General features: G+C 41.3%; 19 protein-coding genes and 1 pseudogene. 9 read left to right on the top strand and 11 right to left on the bottom strand.

What is annotated here, in order from left to right; translation table 11 throughout:
- The first annotated feature begins 98 nt into the window (after positions 1 to 98).
- The 3 genes and pseudogenes from ACSSWA_RS13960 to feoB all read left to right on the top strand — a co-directional run bounded on the left by ACSSWA_RS13960 (position 99) and on the right by feoB (position 3956).
- Positions 99 to 758 (top strand): metal-dependent transcriptional regulator, encoded by a 660-nt coding sequence (locus ACSSWA_RS13960; RefSeq protein ID WP_437357165.1) that lies wholly within the window; start codon positions 99 to 101, stop codon positions 756 to 758.
- A 10-nt stretch (positions 759 to 768) separates the two neighbouring features.
- Positions 769 to 1770, top strand: a complete 1002-nt coding sequence (locus tag ACSSWA_RS13955) for a FeoA domain-containing protein (RefSeq protein WP_437357164.1) — start codon at positions 769 to 771, stop codon at positions 1768 to 1770.
- Positions 1767 to 3956, top strand: a pseudogene (gene feoB, locus ACSSWA_RS13950) (ferrous iron transport protein B). Before ACSSWA_RS13955 ends, feoB begins: the two are co-directional and overlap by 4 nt.
- On the opposite strand, the gene ppk1 reads toward feoB, so the two are convergent.
- From ppk1 to ACSSWA_RS13925, 5 genes are all read right to left on the bottom strand, one after another.
- The gene (gene ppk1, locus ACSSWA_RS13945) at positions 3957 to 6083 is read right to left on the bottom strand and encodes a polyphosphate kinase 1 (RefSeq protein ID WP_437357163.1); all 2127 of its coding nucleotides are present in this window, start codon (positions 6081 to 6083) and stop codon (positions 3957 to 3959) included.
- An 11-nt stretch (positions 6084 to 6094) separates the two neighbouring features.
- Complete coding sequence (locus ACSSWA_RS13940; protein WP_437357162.1) at positions 6095 to 6583, bottom strand: deoxycytidylate deaminase; 489 nt, start codon at positions 6581 to 6583, stop codon at positions 6095 to 6097.
- 283 nt (positions 6584 to 6866) lie between these two features.
- Positions 6867 to 8081, bottom strand: coding sequence for a sensor histidine kinase (locus tag ACSSWA_RS13935; protein ID WP_437357161.1), 1215 nt, complete (start codon positions 8079 to 8081; stop codon positions 6867 to 6869).
- 27 nt (positions 8082 to 8108) lie between these two features.
- Entirely contained in the window at positions 8109 to 9377 is a 1269-nt protein-coding gene (locus ACSSWA_RS13930) for an adenylosuccinate synthase (RefSeq protein ID WP_437357160.1), read from the bottom strand.
- A gap of 97 nt (positions 9378 to 9474) precedes the next feature.
- On the bottom strand, positions 9475 to 9819 hold the full coding sequence (locus ACSSWA_RS13925; protein WP_437357159.1) for an STAS domain-containing protein: 345 nt from the start codon (positions 9817 to 9819) through the stop codon (positions 9475 to 9477).
- Positions 9820 to 9974: 155 nt separating this feature from the next.
- Here ACSSWA_RS13925 and ACSSWA_RS13920 point away from each other — a divergent pair, with 155 nt between their 5' ends.
- From ACSSWA_RS13920 to ACSSWA_RS13895, 6 genes are read left to right on the top strand one after another with little or no spacing between them, the layout of a single operon-like run.
- Positions 9975 to 10562, top strand: a complete 588-nt coding sequence (locus ACSSWA_RS13920; RefSeq protein ID WP_437357158.1) for an RNA polymerase sigma factor — start codon at positions 9975 to 9977, stop codon at positions 10560 to 10562.
- Positions 10559 to 11683: a hypothetical protein gene (locus ACSSWA_RS13915; RefSeq protein ID WP_437357157.1), complete on the top strand. Its 1125-nt coding sequence runs from the start codon at positions 10559 to 10561 to the stop codon at positions 11681 to 11683. Before ACSSWA_RS13920 ends, ACSSWA_RS13915 begins: the two co-directional genes overlap by 4 nt.
- 4 nt (positions 11684 to 11687) lie before the next feature.
- Positions 11688 to 13709 carry a PP2C family protein-serine/threonine phosphatase gene (locus tag ACSSWA_RS13910; RefSeq protein WP_437357156.1) on the top strand — a complete coding sequence of 674 codons (2022 nt, stop codon included), beginning with the start codon at positions 11688 to 11690 and terminating at the stop codon, positions 13707 to 13709.
- Positions 13710 to 13734: 25 nt separating this feature from the next.
- Positions 13735 to 14094 carry an STAS domain-containing protein gene (locus ACSSWA_RS13905; RefSeq protein WP_437357155.1) on the top strand — a complete coding sequence of 120 codons (360 nt, stop codon included), beginning with the start codon at positions 13735 to 13737 and terminating at the stop codon, positions 14092 to 14094.
- Complete coding sequence (locus ACSSWA_RS13900) at positions 14091 to 14525, top strand: ATP-binding protein (RefSeq protein ID WP_437357154.1); 435 nt, start codon at positions 14091 to 14093, stop codon at positions 14523 to 14525. Before ACSSWA_RS13905 ends, ACSSWA_RS13900 begins: the two co-directional genes overlap by 4 nt.
- Positions 14525 to 16192: a GAF domain-containing SpoIIE family protein phosphatase gene (locus ACSSWA_RS13895; protein WP_437357153.1), complete on the top strand. Its 1668-nt coding sequence runs from the start codon at positions 14525 to 14527 to the stop codon at positions 16190 to 16192. The genes ACSSWA_RS13900 and ACSSWA_RS13895 overlap by 1 nt, the downstream gene beginning before the upstream one ends.
- A gap of 42 nt (positions 16193 to 16234) precedes the next feature.
- On the opposite strand, the gene secF is transcribed toward ACSSWA_RS13895, so the two are convergent.
- The 6 genes from secF to rpsF all read right to left on the bottom strand — a co-directional run bounded on the left by secF (position 16235) and on the right by rpsF (position 20945).
- Positions 16235 to 17374, bottom strand: a complete 1140-nt coding sequence (gene secF / locus ACSSWA_RS13890) for a protein translocase subunit SecF (protein WP_437357152.1) — start codon at positions 17372 to 17374, stop codon at positions 16235 to 16237.
- A gap of 19 nt (positions 17375 to 17393) precedes the next feature.
- Positions 17394 to 19280 carry a protein translocase subunit SecD gene (secD, locus tag ACSSWA_RS13885; protein WP_437357151.1) on the bottom strand — a complete coding sequence of 629 codons (1887 nt, stop codon included), beginning with the start codon at positions 19278 to 19280 and terminating at the stop codon, positions 17394 to 17396.
- Positions 19281 to 19364: 84 nt separating this feature from the next.
- The gene (gene rplI / locus ACSSWA_RS13880; RefSeq protein WP_437357190.1) at positions 19365 to 19808 is read right to left on the bottom strand and encodes a 50S ribosomal protein L9; all 444 of its coding nucleotides are present in this window, start codon (positions 19806 to 19808) and stop codon (positions 19365 to 19367) included.
- A gap of 11 nt (positions 19809 to 19819) precedes the next feature.
- Entirely contained in the window at positions 19820 to 20032 is a 213-nt protein-coding gene (gene rpsR, locus ACSSWA_RS13875) for a 30S ribosomal protein S18 (protein WP_014856529.1), read from the bottom strand.
- A 17-nt stretch (positions 20033 to 20049) separates the two neighbouring features.
- Positions 20050 to 20538, bottom strand: a complete 489-nt coding sequence (locus ACSSWA_RS13870; protein WP_437357150.1) for a single-stranded DNA-binding protein — start codon at positions 20536 to 20538, stop codon at positions 20050 to 20052.
- 26 nt (positions 20539 to 20564) lie between these two features.
- The gene (rpsF, locus tag ACSSWA_RS13865; protein WP_437357149.1) at positions 20565 to 20945 is read right to left on the bottom strand and encodes a 30S ribosomal protein S6; all 381 of its coding nucleotides are present in this window, start codon (positions 20943 to 20945) and stop codon (positions 20565 to 20567) included.
- Positions 20946 to 21071: the final 126 nt, after the last annotated feature.

Raw genomic sequence — 21071 nt, 5'->3', positions numbered from 1 at the left:
TCTGAAAAAGTTAAAAATGCAATGAGCATGAAAATATTATTCAAGAGGCTTGACAATATAGTTAAGTTAGCTTAAATTGTGGAAAAAATTTTAATCTTATGACTACAATTTCTAAAGAGAATTATCTTAAATTAATTTATAACTACAACGCGCGCGGAATTGCAGCCGCAACGTCGCAAATGGCTAAGGAATTGAACGTGTCGAATTCTGCAATCAGCGATATGGCAAAAAAGCTTTCGCGGGAAGGCTTAATCGAATACGAGAGATATAAAGGCATGAAGCTGACCCGGAAGGGAGAATTGGAGGCTTTAAAAGTACTCAGGAAACATCGCCTTTGGGAAATGTTTTTGCAAAAGGCGCTCGAAATTCCGTGGAACAAACTTCACGACGAAGCAGAAAGGCTGGAACATCATACTTCCGAGTATTTAATCGATAAAATCGATTCTTATTTGGGTTACCCCCGTTTCGACCCGCACGGCCATCCGATTCCCAAAAAAGACGGCACGATCGAAGGCGCGGACATGCTGATCCCGATGCTCGAATGTACGACCGGTAAAAAATATAAACTGAAACAGGTGGACGACAGAGACGGCGACTTAATTAAATATTTATCCGATATCGATTTGCTTCTCGAAACGGAATTCGAATTTGTAGACCGTATTCAATACGACAATTCGATTAAAATAAGCTACAAAAAGAGAGAAACGATATTGAGCGAAAAAGCGGCGAGTAATTTGCTCGTTGAAGAATTAACCTAAGGGGGTTTTAATGGTTCTCTATTTAATATTATTAACGGCGTTGGTAGTTCTGACGGTAATATTCTTCAGTAAATCGAAGGGCGGGAAGTGGAAGTTTTCCGACAAGGAATTAATCGAAGACACTCTCAAGCACCTTTATAATTCCGAAGAAGCCAAAACGGATACCGACGAAAACACGCTTTCAAAAGTTTTATCGATATCCGTCAAGCAGGCAGGGCGATTAATCAAAAAACTGGAAGAAAGCGGACTTACGGAAAATGTGGACGGTAAGCAAAAACTTACAAAAAACGGACGCGCTTACGCGCTTAAAGTCGTCAGGATTCATCGTTTGCTTGAAAAATATTTTGCCGAAAATACGAGCATTAGCGAAACCGAATGGCATAAAATAGCCGAAGCCAAAGAGCATCAAATCGACGATGACAAAGCAAAGGAGCTTGCCGCCCGACTCGGCAATCCTTTGCGCGACCCTCACGGAGATCCGATTCCTACTGCAAAAGGCGAAGTTTATTCTCATAACGGCGTTCCCCTCTCGAAGTTAAATGTTAATGATTTTGGAAATATTGTCCATATTGAAGACGAGCCTAAAAGTTTATACAAGGAAATTTCCGATTCCGGAATTTATCCCGGAATGCAAATTCAAGTAAAGAATAAGAAAGACGACGGCATCGAAATAAAAGGAGACGGTAAGAAACAGTATATATCCAACGAAGCGGCAGCGAATATTACAATCGTGCCCCTGAATAAAGAGGAAATCGTAACGCAGGATTACAAGCCGTTGTCGAACCTCGAAGTCGGAGAAGAAGCCGAAGTAGTCGGTATTTCGAAAGCATTGAGAGGAATGCAAAGAAGGCGTTTGCTCGATTTCGGAATTGTGCCCGGTACGCGTATTCGAGCCGTATTGAAAAGCGTGGGCGACGATCCCGTGGCTTATGAACTGCGAGGCGCTTTGATAGCTTTACGGAAAAATCAGTCGGATTATATTTTTATAAGAAAAATCGGGAATGAAAAATGAATCCTGCGCACGATAAAAAAAATTTGGTGAAACTCGGTATCGACATGACCGATGTCGATTTTATTATTGCCTTAGCCGGAAATCCTAATACCGGAAAAAGCACCGTCTTTAACAGTTTAACGGGCTTACGCCAGCATACGGGCAATTGGCCCGGTAAAACCGTCGGAAGAACAGAAGGCGCCTTCAGTTATGCAGGACATAAATATAAAATCGTAGATTTGCCCGGCACATATTCGCTTCTTTCAACGAGCACAGACGAGGAAATTGCGCGCGATTTTATTTTGTTCGGCAGACCCGATGTCACCGTAATCGTTGCCGACGCCACAAGGCTCGAACGTAACCTTAATTTAACGCTGCAGGTTCTCGAAATTACAGACCGCGCCGTATTATGTCTTAATTTGATCGATGAAGCCCGGAGACATAATATAAGCGTAGACCATATCAAACTGTCGGAAATTCTTGGTATACCGGTAGTCCCGACCGCGGCTCGTCAAAAAGAAGGGATTCCGGAATTACTCGAAACTATCCATAAAGTCGCTACGGGCGAAATTAAGTGCAATCCGTACAGAGTTAATACCGACTTCAGAAACGTAGCGCCCGCCGTCGAAAAACTCGAAAATAAAATAAAGAGTTTGTTCCCCGATTTGCCAAATACGCGCTGGATAGCCCTGCGCTTGCTCGAAGGCGATCAAAAGATAATCGACGCTGTAAGAAGCGGCGAAATCGGCAAATTAATTTCAGAAGAGATTGAAGGTTGAATTATGAAAAACGAACGCGAATTACTTATTGAAGAAGCCGAAAAACTCCGTTGGGAAATCGGAGAAAATTTACACGACTCGCTCCTGGAAAGTATTTACAAAAGCGCGGAAGAAATCAGCGCAAAAGTTGTAACAAGAAACGATACTGGTAAAATTTCCCAAAAGAATATCGATCGTTTAATCGATAAGATAGTTACGAACAAATGGACCGGATTCCCAATCATGTTTTTACTGCTGGCTCTCGTTTTTTGGTTGACAATCGTAGGCGCAAATTATCCATCTTCGTTTTTGGCGACTATTCTGGTGGATACTCTGCATCCGGTCTTAAGAGATTTTTTTGTTTCAATCTCTTCACCCGAATGGCTCACGGGAGCTTTGATAGACGGCGGATATCTTGCGGTTGCGTGGGTGGTAAGCGTTATGCTGCCTCCGATGGCAATCTTTTTCCCTTTATTTACTTTTTTAGAAGATTTTGGGTATCTGCCGCGTGTGGCGTTTAATATGGACGGAATTTATAAACGCGTCGGAGCTCACGGCAAACAAGCTTTGACAATGAGTATGGGATTCGGCTGCAATGCAGCAGGCGTTATTGCGGCGCGTATAATCGATAGTCCCAGGGAAAGATTAATAGCAATTATTACCAACAATTTTTCGCTTTGCAACGGCAGATGGCCTACTCAGATATTGATCGCGTCGATTTTTATAGGAAGTCTTGCGCCTCCATTTTTAGCCGGAATAGCATCTGCCGGCGCAGTCGTAGGCATTGCAATTCTCGGTGTCGTTTTCAGCTTGATAGTATCGTGGGGTTTGACCCGTACGGTGTTAAAAGGCGAGCCTTCCGCATTCAGTCTTGAATTACCTCCTTATCGTCCGCCGAGAATTCTCCAGATACTCTATACGTCGCTGATAGACCGTACGATTTTTGTTTTATGGCGCGCTGTCGTATTTGCTTTTCCCGCGGGAATTGTAATCTGGTCGGTGGCTAATATTAATGTAGGAGACATAAGCATTGCCGAGCATTTTATCCGATGGGTCGATCCGTATGCTATGGTTATCGGTTTAAACGGCGTTATTATACTTGCGTATATTATTGCAATTCCTGCAAACGAAATAGTAATACCGACAATATTAATGCTTACGGTTCTATCGTTGAAGATAAGCGGAGTGGGAGCCGGCGCCGGCGTAATGTTCGAAATGGATAATCCTGCCGACGTAGCCGAGTTGCTGAAATTGGGCGGTTGGACAGCTTTGACGGGAATCAATTTAATGTTGTTCAGTTTATTGCATAATCCCTGCTCGACAACTATCTATACGATTTACAAGGAAACCAAGAGCGTTAAGTGGACAGCTGTTGCCACTTTTCTTCCGATTGCTCTAGGAGTTTTGATTTGCTATGCTACGACGCAATTGTGGTATCTTTTGGCCTGATTATTTGTTCTTTGCTCTTATCGGTTTCTTGTGCTTTTTTGTTACGTATTTAATCAAGTATTCCTGATGGTTTAACGGTTTTTCCGTATAAACAGGGTGATTAAATACATATTTCCCCGTAGGCAATAAAATTCTAGCTTTTTGATTGTCGCGCAAACAGGTCTTGAGAATTTCTTCTTTAATGAATTTCCGTAGTTGGGGATTTTCAACCGGGAATGTAACTTCGACGCGTCTGTCGAGGTTTCTTTGCATTAAATCGGCGCTGCTCAAGTAGATTTCTTCCTCTCCGTTATTGTAGAAGTAGTAAATTCTGCTATGTTCAAGAAATCGTCCAACAATGCTGACAACTCTAATATTTTCGCTCAAGCCCGGAACTTGCGGAACCAGACAGCAAATTCCTCTTACAATCAGATCGATTTTTACTCCGTGATTTGAAGCTTCGTAGAGAGCTGCGATTATTGTCGGGTCGACCAATGAATTGAGTTTGAAAATTAATCTGCCTTTGCCGCCCGACTTTACATTTTGGATTTCACGGTTTATTAGTTCAAGAAATGTTTGTCTTTTATTCACGGGAGCTACGGACAATTTCCTGTATTTTTTTTGTTCCGAATATCCGGTCAGGTAATTGAAAATTTCCGATACGTCCGCGCATATATCTTCGTCGGCGGTAAAAAGTCCTAAGTCGGTGTACAATTTAGCGGTCGACGTATTGTAATTTCCGGTGCTCAAATGCACATAACGTTTTACGCCGTCGAGTTCTTTGCGAACCACCAGCGTCATTTTAGCGTGCGTTTTCAGACCGACCAGCCCGTAAACAACGTGCACGCCCGCTTTTTCGAGTTCCCGCGCCCAATAGATATTATTTTCTTCGTCAAAGCGCGCTTTGAGTTCAACTAATACAGCTACTTGTTTTTTACTCTCGGCGGCTTCGATTAAATATTTTACTATAGGAGAATTCTGACCAATTCTGTAAAGAGTTTGTTTGATTGCAAGAACGTCGGGATCCCTCGAAGCTTCTTTAATAAAATCCACTACGGGCGTAAACGATTCGTACGGGTGATGAAGAAGAATATCTTTTTTTGAGATCATCGAGAATATATTTTCTTCTTCTTCAATATTTAATGAAGGCACGGGATAAAACGGTTTGTCCTTAAGATGCGGAAGGGAAAGGTCGTACAATATCATTACGTCGGCAAGTCCCAGATTTCCGTCGATTATATGAACGTCGTTGCGTGTGATTTCAAGATTTTCCACAAGCGTATCGAGCATATAATCCGGCATGTTGCTTTCCACTTCCAACCTTACAACCGAACCGAATTTTCTGAGTCGAATATTTTCTTCGATCAATTGGAGCAAATCGTCTGCTTCGTCTTCCTGAATTTCCAGATCCGTATTCCTTGTTATTCTGAACCGATATGCCTCTACCGCGTCGAGTCCCGGGAAAAGCATATTCAGATTGGATTTAATTAAATCCCCGATCCATACGTACTTAATATTATTTCTTTGAGCGGACGAATCTTTGTCAATTATGTGGTCTATTCTCAAAAGCCTCGGTAGTATGCTAGGTATTTTTACTCTGGCAAAATGTTTCTCGCCGTTCGGTTTTTTTACAAGAATTGCAAAACTTAAACTAAGATTGGAAATGTAGGGAAAAGGTCTTCCCGGGTCGAAAGCCAGCGGCGTAAGTACGGGATAAATTTCTTTCAGAAAATACTGATTTAGCCCTTCTCTTTCTTCATCGGTCAGTTCGTTTATGTCGCAAATAAAAATATTGTTTTTTCTCAGTTCGGGAATTATGGTGTTATGCCAGTAGTCGTATATCTGCTTGACCATCGGTCGAACGGTCTCTTCGATCTTTGCCAGCTGATCCATCGGCGTAAGTCCGTCAATCGAACTTTCGAAAACCTTTGCCCTGATTTGTTCTTTCAAACCGGAAACGCGAATCATATAAAATTCGTCAAGATTCGAAAAGAATATCGAGATGAATTTAACTCTTTCGAGCAGAGGCAAATCCGGATTCGTGGCTTCTTCGAGCACGCGTCTGTTGAATTCAAGCCAGCTAAGTTCGCGGTTGAAAAAATTTTCGCTCTTGAAATATTTCTTTATATATTCTTTTGTGAGTTTCATATCTCGACTTTTTATTTTTTGACGGAAGTATAATTCTCGATATCGTATTTAATTATTTTTTCGGGCATTGGCAATCTTTTCAATTCCACGTTAGCGCGTCTGAAGAATTCCTCAGCAAGAGTATCGTGGTAATCCGAAAAAATTACCACTTCTTTAATTCCGGCGGTAATTAATGCCTTGGCGCAATTTGTACACGGCATATTAGTAACGTACGCAGTGGCGCCCTGCGTGCTTATACCGTGGGAAGAGCACTGCAAGAGAGCGTTCATTTCGGCGTGAATGGTTCTTACGCAATGATTGTCGATAACCATACAACCGACGTCTTCGCAATGGTCGTCGCCGGGAATCGACCCGTTGTATCCCGTCGATAAAATTTGTTTGTCTTTTACCAGAACGCATCCGCAATGCATTCTCGGGCATGTGGCTCTTTCCGAAACAAGCATTGCAACTTTCAAAAAGTATTCGTCCCACGAAGGACGTCTTCCGTGATTATCACCCATTTGAATTTCCGTAAGATGAATAATGAAATGACAAATTTAACCAAATTCTGTTTAAAAAAAACACTGCTATGGTGGAGGGCGACACCATAGCAGCGAGGTTAGTTTTTAGGAGGGTTGTGTAAGTTATGTGTACTTGCTTAATATATAACAATGAGCGTGCCAAATAAAAACGCTTTCTAATGGGTTAAATCCTATTCTTAGTCCGAATATTTTTCAAAAGTTATAAAAAGTCTTAAAATTTTTTCTTAGGAATGAAAGCGCTAAAAGAAATGATAAAAAAAGATTAAATAATTCTTTTTAGAATTATTCTGAATGTCGTGCCTTTATTGATCATCGATTCTTTGACGAATATCTTTCCGTCGTGATAATTTTCAATGATTCTCTTTGAAAGGCTGAGTCCCAAGCCCCAGCCTCTTTTTTTTGTGGAATATCCCGGCTTGAAAACTTCTTTTTTATTTCCCGGCTCGATTCCCTTGCCGCTGTCTTTAATGTCGATTACGAGGGAACCGTTTTTTTGTTTGATCGAAAATTCGATTGTTCCGTTTTGGCTTTCAATTGCGTCGAGCGCGTTTTTAATCAAATTTTCGATAACCCACTCGAACAATTCTTTGTTGAGAAGAGCTTTTAAGGAAGAGTCGCCTTCAACCGATATATTAATATTTTTCCCGGTTTGAGGAAGGCGTCGTTCGAAGTAACGAATAACGTTTTCGATTATTTCGTAAGGCGATTCTTCTTTTAACTCGGGTTTGGAACCGATTTTCGAGAAACGCTTTGTAATCTTGTTCAGGCGTTCGAGGTCGTTCGAAATTTCGTCGGCAACGTCGAGCACTTTATCCGGGTTGTCGTAATTGATTCTCAGTATTTCGTTCCAACCCATAAGGCTCGATATCGGCGTCCCCAGCTGATGCGCGGTCTCTTTCGACATGCCGACCCAGATGCTGCTCTGTTCGTTTTTACGAATAAAGTTGAAACCGGTATAAGCAATCAGTATAAAAACGAGGGCAAAGAGAATTTGAAGATACGGGTAAAAACGAAGTTTACGAACTACGGCGGAATCGCCGTAATAGATCAACTGTATAACAGTTCCGTCGGGCGCTTTTATTTCGATAGGAGGATGCTCGTTTTCGAGTTCTTTTAATTTTTCGGAGAGCAGTTCGAGTAATTTTTCTTTCGGTATCTCGGGTTCGAAGTAAATGTTTTTGTATCCGATGCCGGCTTCAGTAGAAACAATATTCCCGTTGGCGTCGGTTAGTATCAAAGGAAAGTCGATTCGTTGTATCAGATTCTGAAATATAAAAGTTATGTCGCTGCCGGACTCGTCCGGTCTGGCTATATACTCGAGGCTGTTGGCATATAACTGAATTATCTCTTTCTCGCGTTCCTGCAATTTATTGACGAGATATTGTGTGTAATACCATGTGCCGAGCGCAATTAGAGAGCCGATAAAGAGAAGGGTAAATTTTATTTTAACTGTAGTAGAATTGCCAAATTTATTCATAAAATTCTTCCGAAATTGGAAGAGAAATTATAATTCAATAGTTTGACTGCGCGCCGGTCCGACGGAAATCATTTTAATTTCGAAACCGCTCTGCTGGGAAATAAATGTTAAATACTCTTTCGCTTCGGAAGGCAGATCGTCGTAATACCGGATTTTGGATATATCCTTCTTCCAGCCTTTTAAAGTTTCATAGACCGGGGTTACGCTTTCGAGTCTGTTTACGTCGGTCGGATACGATTTGAGTTTTTTGCCGTTTATTTCGTAACCCACGCAGACTTTAATTTCGTCGAGATAACTGAGCACGTCGAGTTTTGTGATGGCGGCTCTTTCTATGCCGTTAATCATTCTGGAATAGTTAACGAGGAAAGCGTCGTACCATCCGCAGCGTCGGGGTCTTCCGGTTGTAGCTCCGAATTCGACTCCGGCTTTTCTCAATTCTTCGGCTTGCTTTCCTTCCAATTCGGTCGGGAACGGTCCCAATCCTACTCGAGTGGTATAAGCTTTTACAATGCCGATAACCGAATCGATTTTGGTGGGTGGAATTCCGGTGCCGGTTGCAGCTCCGCCGGATGTCGGATTAGAAGAAGTTACGTACGGATAGGTTCCGAAATCGACGTCGAGCAGCGTACCCTGAGCGCCTTCGAGTAATGCCGATTTGCCTTCGTTAATCGCATTGTTCAAGAGCGCCGACGTGTCTGTTATATACTGGTCGATAATCCTGTCGAACTCGGTGTATTCCTTAATTATTTCGTCGACGTCGAGTTCTTCGCGGTTGTATATTTTTCGAATTATTGTGTTTTTTTCTTCGAGATTCAATTTAATTTTTTCTTCAAGGACTTTCTTGTCGAGCAAGTCGACTATTTTGATGCCTTTGCGTGCGTATTTATCGATATAGCACGGTCCGATGCCTCTGCCGGTAGTGCCGATTTTTGTAGAGCCGCTTTCATTGAGTGAATCGAGCAGCTTGTGGTACGGCATTATAAGATGAGCGTTGTGACTGATAAATAATCTGCCTTTGATATTGATTCCCATTTCTTCGAGCAAATTTATTTCGTCGAGCAAAGCTTTCGGGTCGATAACCACGCCGTTTCCAATGACGCAAATAATATTTTCCCTCAAAATGCCGGAGGGAATCAAATGGAGGATATACTGTTTTTCGCCTACCTGAACGGTATGACCCGCATTTGCGCCGCCCTGATAACGGGCTACTATGTCGTACTGCTCCGAGAGAATATCGACTATTTTTCCTTTGCCTTCGTCACCCCATTGGCTACCAACTATTACGGTAACGCTCATCCCGATCTCCGTTAATTATAAATAAGGTGGGTAAACCACAAACTATTTCCTTCCCCTCCCACGGGGATTAAAAAGAATTAAAAACAGTATTGGAAAATTATTTTTCGGAAAAACTCTTTACGGCTTCATCAACCGACGGATAATGCTCGAAAATCGTAATCAATTTGGTAATTACCAGCAGACTTTCGATTTTATCGGTAGCGTTGGCAAGTTTAAGGTTGCCGCCGCCGTTCTTCATCGTAGTATATCCGCTGATGAGCATGCCGAGTCCGGAACTGTTCATAAATTTACAACCCGACAGGTCGACAACTACGTTTTTTTTGCCTTCGTCAAGGAGTTTGTGCAACAAGTCGCTGAATTCCTGAGCTTCAGGACCGCCCATTACGTTGCCTTTTAACTCGATTACTACAGCGCCGTATTTTTCATATGTTTTGATTTTCATGAGTTCTCCTTAAATTTTTCGCTGCCTTTGTTCTTCGGCTTGCTGTTTATTCACTATTAATAATTATATTAGTAACTAAATTATCGATTACTATTGTAAAAATAAAGAAATATTTCCTCAAGAGGAACATTAATTTTTTTTGAACGTCTAAAACTATGACTTTGCTTAACAATAATGAAGAAAAGAATGACAATCTGCGCGACGAAGACTTTGAATTAATTGAAAAGTTTATTGAAGGCGACGAATCGGTATTTAAAATTCTTGTTCTTAAACATAAAGACAAGGTAAGAAATTTAGTGTTTCTTACTCTGGGCGACAACGAATTTGTCGACGATATTTCGCAGGACGTTTTCATCAGCGTTTATAATAAATTGAAAGATTTCCGATTCGAATCGAAATTTACAACCTGGATATATCGAATTACCGTCAACAAATGTCGAGACTACCTGAGGAAGAAAAGAGTGCGCAGCATTTTTTCGCCGCTGGGCGATACCGACCGCCAGTACGGAGTTAAATCTTTTTCCGAGAATATCGACTTGCAGAAGATTGTCAGAAAAGCTATAGAAAGATTGCCGGAAAATTTGAAAACGCCTCTTATCCTGAGAGATATCGACGGGTTTACTTATAAGGAAATTGCCGAACAGCTTAATACTGAAGTAGGCACAATTAAATCGAGAATTTTCAGAGCCCGCGAAGCTTTAAAAGTTATTCTCGAACCATATTATAAAGAAATGAACGGATGATGAACGAAAGTCTGAAAGAAAATATTAAAAAATTCCTGCCGATTCTACCGATCATTTTGCTGACAATTGTTCTGATGCTGGTTTTCAAATTCAACAAGGATAATATCAACGAGTTTATCGAAGAAAGACAAAACGATATAATTTCTTTTTATGCGGGCAGTCTCAAGCCTCTGTTCTATAAAACCCGGATAAGCAACGAGGACGTATTCAACTTCGCTCTCTATAAATATCTCCCGGTTGATAAAGTTAAGAATGAAGTCGTATTAATTTCGGACGATTCGGCGGGGCGCGATGTAATTTACGAAATTAAAACTATGCCCCTTGAAGTAAATCAAAACCATTATAAGCTGTTTGCGGATTATCTGAGATTAAATGAAGTTCAGCGGCAAAAGGTCGATTCGCTTCTCGAATTTTATAAAAAACAAATTTACTATTCGATTCTTACCGACGACAACCGAACTCTGGCATTCAACCCGAGATTGGCGGATCTGCAAAAAGCCCTGCTGGCTGATCTTATTAATTTTGCAAGGAAGTATAATAAGAGCAAAACGGATATTTTGCTTGCCGGCGACAACAATATACCGCACGAGTGGGAATTGACCGACTTTATTGAAAATACCCGTAAAGCGAGAGACGACAGATTTCTGTTTGTAACTCCGGACACCGTCTTTTTTGCCAAAGGAGATATAGATACTCAGGCTATGGACGATCAGTTTATGCATACTGGAACAAATGGCATTCCCGCCGCCGGTAAAATCAAATTCGAATTTCTGAAAGAGCATTCAGGATTTAATTTTAAATTCGATTCCAATAATTTTAAGGTAAGCATACCGTACACGGACGACCGCCACGAGGATGCAAGGCAATTCAGAATTGAACTGGACAACCTTAATAAAGAATTACAAAGAATTCAGATCGAACTTCCCAAATTACTCGAAGCGGAAATATCTGTAGAGAAAAAATTAAAGTACGACAGGCATAACATCGATCCTTCGGAAATTATTAAAGCGACATTAAAAGCCGTCGGCGGCAAAGGCGAAGTCGACTGGGAAGAATTCGGAAGAAAAATCGACTCGATGGCGCGCAGTTACGCCGATTCGGTTTCCAAACAGAAAAAGTGAATCCATGAATCTAAAGAGCGTTATTAAATTAACAAGAAGCCGCAGTCTCGAAAACGCCGTAGTTGTCTCGGTTCTTCTTCTGATTTATAATTTTATATTCCCGATTCATTCCAATCCGATTGTCTCTTTTGTAAATGAAGTCCTCGTATTCCTTACAATATTTTTCATCTATAATTACATTTCGCCTTACACAGAATTAAGAAAAGACGCTCCGTTATCGTTGGTTTTGAATGCGGGTATACTCGGCGCTTTGGTCTTTTTCGTAATTTCGCTCGCAAATTCGGCTATAGGAGACGGCAATTCGATTAAATCCGACACCGGCGCGGTTAACACTCTTTTTACGACGGTTCTGAACTACATTTTTATAATCGTCCTTGCCTACATATTTTCTACTTTTCGAACGCTCTATTATTTGCGGCAGAAAAAAGACCAGTCGCTCTATTTCAATACGATGTTATTCTTTTTCGTAATGACGTTTTTCTCTGAGTTTGCGAATTTTAATTCGTCGTTGGATTTTATACACGACGCATTTTATATAGTTACAATCGTATTAATTTCTTTGAACTCTCTGAAAGTGTCGTGGATTGCGTTTCTTACGAAAAAACAGAAACTTTATCTGCTATTGATCTCAATCATACTTTCGATATTGTTCGGATTTAATTTCGGACTTTTGAACGAAAGCAATGTAATTAAAATGATTTTGTTCAAGTTGTCGGTGGGACTTTATTCGGTTTTCAGTCTGGTAATGATTTACGGCATGATTTATTTCGGTGTTATATTTTTCACTACGTTGTTTCATCTTCCGACAGCCGAAGCGTTCGACCGCCGTTCCGAAGAGATCTCTTCGTTGATGGACCTTACAAAACTGATAACGCAGGTTTTTGATTTCAAAGAGCTTGCCGATTCAATCATTAATTTTACTACAAAGATTTGCAATTCCAACGCAGCTTGGCTGGTTACGATTAGCGAAGACGGAATAGAAGTAAACGCCGTCAATAACATCGGTTATGTTGAAGCTCGACTGGCTGCCGAATTGTTTCTTAAAGATTCGGTTAACGGCGTTTATTCGATTACCAACGCCGATGAAATAGACGAGCGATTCAATTTCCGCACCGTGGCGGTTGCGCCGTTGAACGTTCACAATAAATTGAGCGGCTATTTATTTACTGCAAGGCTCAGCGAAGTCGACTTTGACAAAGACGAAAAGAACACTTTACAGACATACGCCGACTATGCTTCCGTGGCGCTGGAAAACGCTAAGCTGATAGCCGAATCGATCGAAAAAGAACGTCTTGAGAAAGAACTCGATGTCGCAAGAGACGTTCAACGCAAAATATTGCCTGTGAATTTTCCGGTCTCCGACCATTACGAGCTTTCCGCTCTTTTTATTCCCGCATTCGAAGTCGGGGGCGATTATTATGATTTCTTCGAGCTGTCAGACAACAGGCTCGGTTTTATCGTCGCCGACGTCTCCGGCAAAGGAATCTCCGCGGCGTTTATTATGGCTGAACTGAAAGGAATTTTCGAATCGCTTGCCAAAATTGTCAATTCGCCCACCGAGCTGCTGGTTAAAGCCAATGAAATTCTAAAAGACAGTCTGGACAAAAAAAACTTTGTTACAGCCGTTTACGGGATACTCGATTATAAAAACGGAGTCGTCAAAATCGCAAGGGCGGGGCACACGCCGATTATCTATTGCTGCGGCGGTAAAATATCCAGACTGCTGCCGAAAGGAATCGGATTGGGGCTCGACTACTCGGAAAAATTTGAAAATTCTCTCGAAGAGTTGCAAATTAATTTGAAAGATGGAGACGTTTTTGTAATTTATTCCGACGGAATTCCGGAAGCTAAAAATTCCATGAACGAGGATTTCGGTTACGAACGTTTTGAAAAAATTGTCGCTTCGAACTGCGGAAAAAATCTCGACGGAATTGCAAACGAAATTGTTAAAGAAATTACTTTGTTTTCGAAAGACCATACTCAACACGACGATATAACTCTTGTAATCATAAGATGGAGTTCATAAAAATTATTAAAACGGAGAAATATAAATGGCAGATTTTAATGTCGGCTTGAGGGACGCCGGTACAGTTAGTATTGTTGAATTAAAAGGATATCTGGACGCTCATACGGCTCCTGAACTTGAAAATATATTCAACAAATTGATTCGGGAAAATAAATTCAAAGTTGTCGTCAATTTCAATCAACTCAATTACATCAGCAGCGCGGGACTCGGCGTTTTTATGGCTTACGTTGAAACCATGAGAGAAAATAACGGCGATATTAAATTTGCCAACTTGAAGGAAAACGTTTACAATATTTTCGATCTGCTCGGTTTTCCCCTCCTTTACGAATTCTATAAAGACGAAAACGAAGCTATCCAAAAGTTTAACGAGCCGGGTAAATCTTGAAAAATTACAGATTGCATAAACAACTTAAAATAAACAGCGGAACCGAGAATCTGGCAAAAGTCAGAAACTTTGTGAAAAGTACCGCTTTGGAATGCGGCTTCGGCGAAGACGATATAGAACAGATTATACTCGCTGTCGACGAGGCGTGCACAAACATTATTAAACATGCCTATGAGTTTTCGCCGGACGGTATTATCGATATCGACATTAAGTTTAATGATGATAAATTTACGATTGCAATTACCGATGAAGGCAAAGGTTTCGATCCGAAACTGATTCCGGTTCCCGACGTACGGGAATTTTACAAACAGAAAAAAGTCGGCGGACTCGGAATCTACCTGATGAAAAAATTGATGGACGAAGTAAGTTATTCGGTGGAAAAGAAAAACAAGAATCGGGTAACGTTAGTCAAATATCTTAAGAACGCCTGATGGATAAAACCGATAATATCGGACTGTTGCGAAATCTGTCGGCTCTGGTCGATTTCAGCAATCTTATCAATTCCAGCCTCGATATCAATTTCATCCTGAACAATATTCTTCTTACCTGTATGGGGAAATTCCATACCACCAAAGGTTTGATCGTGCTTTTCGACAGAGCGGGAAAGCCTTTTCTGAATCTTTCGAAAGGATTTCTTAAAAACCCGAAAATTCCGGAAGATTTAAATACAAACAAGGAAGCGCTTGATGACTTTATTCAGTCCTGCCAGTTTGCAATCAGAAAAGAAATCAATTCTTCCTCAGGCGCAATCGGCGTTATTTTCCTCGGTAAAAAATTAACCGGCGCCGAGTACGACAAAACCGACCTCGAATTTTTAAGCACAATTATCAATATCGGGGCGACTGCTATTGAGAATTCTCTTACTGTGGAAGAATTAAAAAGAGTCAACCGGGAGCTCGATTCTAAAGTCAATCAATTGAGTTCGCTCTTCGACCTGAGTAAAGAATTCAGCGGACTTCTGAAAATCGAAACAATCGGCAAGCTGCTGGCTTTTTCATTAATCGGTCAAATGACCGTTTCGGAATTTGCTATTGTAATTTGCAGCGGGGAAAAATACCGGATACTCGAAACGAAATTCGACCAAAACAAAATTGCTCTGTTTCTCGATAATTGCGACGCCGGCAAAATAAAAAATGTAATTACAGGACGGCAATTTACCGACGAGCTGCGGCATTTGAGTGATCTGGGAGTTGAACTGATCGTGCCGATGCAAATCAAAGGCGAAACCAAAGGCTTGATTATGCTGGGCGAAAGGAAGAACCGCAAGAGTTATGAACAGACGGATATTGAATTTATTCTTTCGCTTGGAAGCATTGCGATAATATCGATCGAAAACGCATTGCTTTTCGAAACGGCGCTGGAAAAGCAAAGAATGGAAAAAGACCTGGAGACCGCAAGAACCATTCAAAAAAATCTGCTGCCAAAATCAATCCCCAAATTCGATACAATCGAAATAGAAGCTTATAACGAATCGGCAAAAATAGTAGGCGGAGATTATTACGATATTATTCAACTCGACGAGTCTAACGTGCTGATTGCAATTGCCGACGTTTCGGGCAAAGGGGTTCCCGCGTCGCTGCTGATGGCGAATCTTCAGGCGTTTCTCAAGACAATTTGTAAAATGAAATTGCCGCTCGACGAAGCGACTAATCTAATCAACGACCTGATTGCGGAAAATACGACTATGGGGAATTATGTTACTTTCTTCTGGTCGGTGTTTAATACAGAATCGAAAGAATTAACTTATGTCAATGCCGGGCATAATCCTCCTTTTCTGGTTCGAGACGGAAAGATAACCAAACTAAAAAAAGGGGGCATGATAATCGGATTCCTGCCCACAGAAATTCCTTACGAATCTGAAACGGTAAAACTGCAAAAAGGGGATTTCCTCGTTTTATATACGGACGGAATAACGGAGGCAATGGATAAGGATAGCAAAGAATATACGGACGAAAGATTCGAAGAGCTCGTTTGCCGTTTGAAGGACGAATCGCCGTACGAGGCAATGAAGATTATTAAAAGAAGTATCGACGAGCACGTTAAAGGCGCCGAGCAGAGCGACGACTTAACCTACATAGTTGCCAAAGTTTTAAAATAAAAAAGCCGCTCGATTGAGCGGCTTAATGATTAAAATTAGTTGTCAGAATTCAACTTTTTTATCTGATCTGTTTACGGTTTCCAGTACAAATGCGCTCGCCACAAATATAGACGAATAAGTACCAGTAATCATACCAAGCAGAAGGGCGAAAGCGAAACCTCTTAACACTTCGCCTCCAAATATCAGCAACACTACTATTGTTAGCAAGGTTGTAAAAACAGTGATTAACGTACGGCTTAGCGTTTTATTGATGGCGCTGTTGATGTTTTCGATTAGCGGTAAAGATTTATGAATTTTTATTTCTTCTCTAACTCTGTCAAAAACAATAACCGTATCGTTGATGGAATAACCCACAAGCGTCAAAAACGCCGCTACAACGCTAACAGATATTTCCAGGTTTAATCCGGGTATTAATCCATAAAGCGCAGCAAAGAGACCGAGCGTAATCAGAACGTCGTGGAACAGAGCTATAACGGCGCCGAGTGCAAATACAAATTTAAACCTGAAACCGAGATAAATTAGAATTACAAGCAGCGATAGCATTACTGCAATAATCGCGTCGGTTTTTAGTTCCTGACCGATTTTGGGACCCACCTTGTCTTCTTTCAATACATTAAACGGATTGTCGGCAAAATGTTCCGAAAGATTTTCTTTTATCCAATCGGCAATGCCGAGTCTTACAACCACAGCAGTGTTTTCCGGTTCGGCCGATGCTTTTGCCGTTTGGAATCCTGCTTCGAATAATTTGTCATAAACCACATCTGCTGTTTGCGGATCCGAAAAATCGAATGTCAATGCTGTAGCCGTAGAATCAATCATTCTGATTTCCGCTGCGGGAGCGGCTTTTTGAATCAAAGACACTATTTTGTTTTTAACGGTTGGAATTACTTCGGGCGGTAATTGCTGCAATTCGGTTCTCAACAAGATTCCCAATGAACCGCCGAATGTTTTTACTTCAACGTTGCCTAATCCTATGTTTTCAACCGCATTCCTCACTTCCGCAATGTCGATCGGTTTGCTGAATTCCAACGCTACTTCTGTGCCGCCTTTGAAGTCAATACCAAATTGTAATCCTCTTACAAGAATACTGATTAATCCGAACAACAATATAACGGAAGAAACAATGAAATAGGTTGTCCGTTTTGACATGAAGTTGATATTTAAATTCTCGAATAGTCGCATCTATTTGACCTCTCCTCAATTAACCAATATTGATTTTTTGTCCTTTGTTTAACATGTAATCGAACATCATGCGCACAACAATCAAAGCCGAGAACAAACTAGTCAGAATACCTATCATTAACGTAAGCGCAAAACCTTGAATGGGTCCGCTGCCGAACTGGTATAGAATAATGCCGGTAAAGAAAGTAGTGATATTCGAGTCGATAATGGCCGAGAAAGAATTTCTGTAGCCTGCGTCAACCGCGGCTCGCGCGGTTTTGCCCGTATTCAATTCTTCCCGGATTCTCTCGTAGATAATCACATTTGCGTCGACCGCCATACCCATCGTTAAAACTATACCTGCGATACCCGGCAGAGTAAGCGTTGCCTGGAAGCCTGCCAGAACGCCGAGTATTAACAATACTGTCACTATCAATCCGATATCAGCCAGCGTACCGGCTTTTCTGTAATAGAATATCATAAAAATTGCAACGAGCGTATAACCTAACCATAATGAATTGAAACCCTGTCGAATCGAGTCCTGACCCAAAGACGGTCCAACTGTTCTCTGCTCGATTATTTCCACCGGCGCCGGCAAAGCGCCTGCTTTCAATACGATTTCGAGCAATTTAGCTTCGTCCAGATTCGGGATGCCGCTTATTTGAGAATTACCCGAAGGAATCTTGCTCTGGATGACCGGAGCCGAATAGACCACTCCGTCCAATACGATTGCGCATCTTTTACCGATATTCGAACCGGTAATTCTTGCCCACTCGCGGGCTCCTTCGGCGTTCATTTGCATCGAAACAACCGGAGCCGAAGTGGTAGGATCGATATTTGCCTGCGCGTCAACAATAACTCCGCCGGTTAATTCGGGAGTTTTGTTTACCATATACATACGATAATATTTCTCGCCGTCGTCGCCTACAATCGGTTTGGCGTCGAAGAGAAATTCTACGTTGTCGGGCATTACTTTTTTAACTTCTTCGCGTTGGAGATACGCATTCAATTTGGGCTTATCGCTTTCTTTTACGTAAGCGTCGGGTATTCTCCCTTGAGGGTCTGCCAAACGGGCGACGGCAAAGAAGGGATGCTGTTTTGCAAATTCTTCTTCGGTTAACTGTTTGGTAGTATCGGTACTGGCAGTTTGTACGGAATCGACGCCAAGTGATTTTGCGAGCGCTTCGTCGATTCTGTTCATAATAGGAATAGCAAAGTCAGCATCTTTTACGAGTTTGAATTCGAGCAAGGCTCTGCCCTGCAAAAGTCTCTTTGCCTCTTCTTCTCTTGCTACTCCGGGCAATTCGATAACTATCCTTCTGGAACCCTGTTTCTGAATGTTGGGCTCTGAAACTCCGTACTGGTCGACTCTGTTGCGAATAATTTCTATGGCTCTGGTAACGGCGTCAGATTCCTGTTCCTGGAGACGACTGATAATTTGCGAATCGTCTTCTCGAATCGTGCCGAAATAGCGGCTCAGACGAATATTCTTTTCCTGCATTAATCTTGCCAGAATCGTCACCACGTTTTCATCTGAAAGCTGGGACTCGGCTTCCGCCTGTTTGAGAATTTCAAAGAATTGTTCGTCGGGGTCTTTTGCAAGTCTTTCGAGCAGTTTGGCGGTGTTCACTTCCATGACGAGATACATACCGCCCTGAAGATCGAGACCCAATTTAATTCTTTTTTCGCGCGCCGAGCGGAATTCCGGAGTGTTGGCAAGTATACTGTCTTTTTTTGATGTAATTAATTCTCTTATTTCAGTTGGGGTTAAATTCGGGGCGCTCTTCTTAAGGCTATCTTCCATGTGAACCAGTTTTTCGGAAACGTCGACGTTGTTTTTATAATCCTGGTAAGTAGGGTAGAGGAGATAGAGCGAAAGAGCAATAGCGCCGATTACTAGGAACAGTCTAAATCTTATTTCTTTCATCACGAGATCTTAAATTAGTTGATGAATTAATTTTATTTAACGAACAAAATATAGAAAGCCGGCTAAAAAGCCGGCTCACCAAAACTATTCTCTTACTACCCAGGTTTTTACTGTTGCGGTAACGCTGGGATGCAGTTTAATTGAAACGCTGTAAATGCCTAAAGCTTTAATCGGCTCGGTTATTTCGATTTTTCGTTTGTCGAGGTCGAAACCCTTTTCTTTAAGGGCGTCGGCGATCATTTGAGTAGTTACCGAACCGAATATTTTTTCTTCTTCTCCGACTTTTACAGGAATAGAAATGGATACTTTTTCCAATTCGGCAGCCAGCGCCTGGGCGCTTTCCAATTCCTTGGCTTCTCTTTTGAGAATTTGTTTTTTCTCTTCTTCGAGAGCTCTTATATTGCCTTTGGTTGCCTGATAAGCAATCTGACGAGGAATCAGATAATTGCGGGCATATCCGTCTTTCACATTAACTATTTCGCCCACATTGCCCAACTGACTGAAATTTTTTCTAAGTATAACTTTCATCATTATCTCCTTTACTTAACAGCTTCGGATACGAATGGTAAAATAGCAAGATGTCGCGCTCTTTTGATAGCTCTGACCAATTCTCTGTGTTGTTTTGCGCTGAGACCGGTAATACGGCGGGGAATAATCTTTCCCTGGTCGGTCAGGAACTTCTGGAGCTGTTTGGAATCTTTATAATCGATGTATCCTTCAATTACGCGTTTTACTCTTTTTGTAGTTTTCATTTTCTAATTAGTAACTCCTAATTTTCTTCTCCGTTGATTAAATCCGATTCTTCATCGGTTAAGAATTTGTCGAAAGAATTGTCTTCAAAGCTGGAATCGTCGTTGTCGTCAACAATGCTGTCGTTGTCAGATGTATCTTCGCCGTTGTTCTGAGCCTTGTTGAATTTATTAAGGAATTGAATTCTCTTTGCTTTGATTTCGACGATGGTTCTGTTACGGCCGTCTTCCGTTTTAAAAGTTCTGCTCTGCAATTCGCCGTCGATTAAAACGGCGCTTCCTTTTTTCAATCTGTCTCTGCAACTGTCTGCCAGTTTGTTCCAGGCAACCACGCCAACGTAACAAACATCTTCCTGCCATTGGTTGCTGCTGTCTTTGTATCTTCTGTTTGCAGCTATGTGAAAATTAACAACGGGAGTATTGTTGGATGTTTGTCTGAACACAGGATCCTTGGTTAAATTTCCTGCAACAATTACACTGTTAATTTCTGGCATCTTTAATTCAGCCATCGTAACCTCCATACTTAACTTGTTTTTTATTCTTTGCTTTCATTATTAGTTTCGGAGTCGCCGGAGTTTTCGTTCTCTGCAGACTCTTTTTTCTTTGCAATTGCTTCTAGAGCAAACTTATCGAGTAAAATAGTAAGGAAACGAATAATATTTTCGTCCAAGCGATAATTACGCTCGAGTTCCTTAATTAATTCAGTAGGAGCTTTAAAACGGAAAATGGCATAATAACCGCTTTTGGCTTTTTGGATTGGATATGCGAGGCGTTTTCTGCCCCATTTGTCGATATCGAGTACTTCGCCACCGTTTGAAGTGATGATTTCTTCGATACGTTTTAGAATAGATTCGATTTGATCATCTTCGAGTGCGGCATTAAGCACAACCACACTTTCGTATGTTCGTATACGCATCTTTTCACCTCCCTTTGGACTTTTATGGCCCCTTAATTCATGTAATTAAGGAGCAGGGTTAACAATTAAAATCAATTAGGCTTTAAAAATACAACAATTTTTTGAGCCGAGCAATATTTTTTTATC

The sequence above is a fragment of the Melioribacter sp. Ez-97 genome, from assembly GCF_051488665.1.
Classification (GTDB): Bacteria; Bacteroidota; Ignavibacteria; order Ignavibacteriales; family Melioribacteraceae; genus Melioribacter.
Note: the sequence above shows the minus strand (reverse complement) of the source record. Positions and strands in the feature narration are given on the sequence as shown.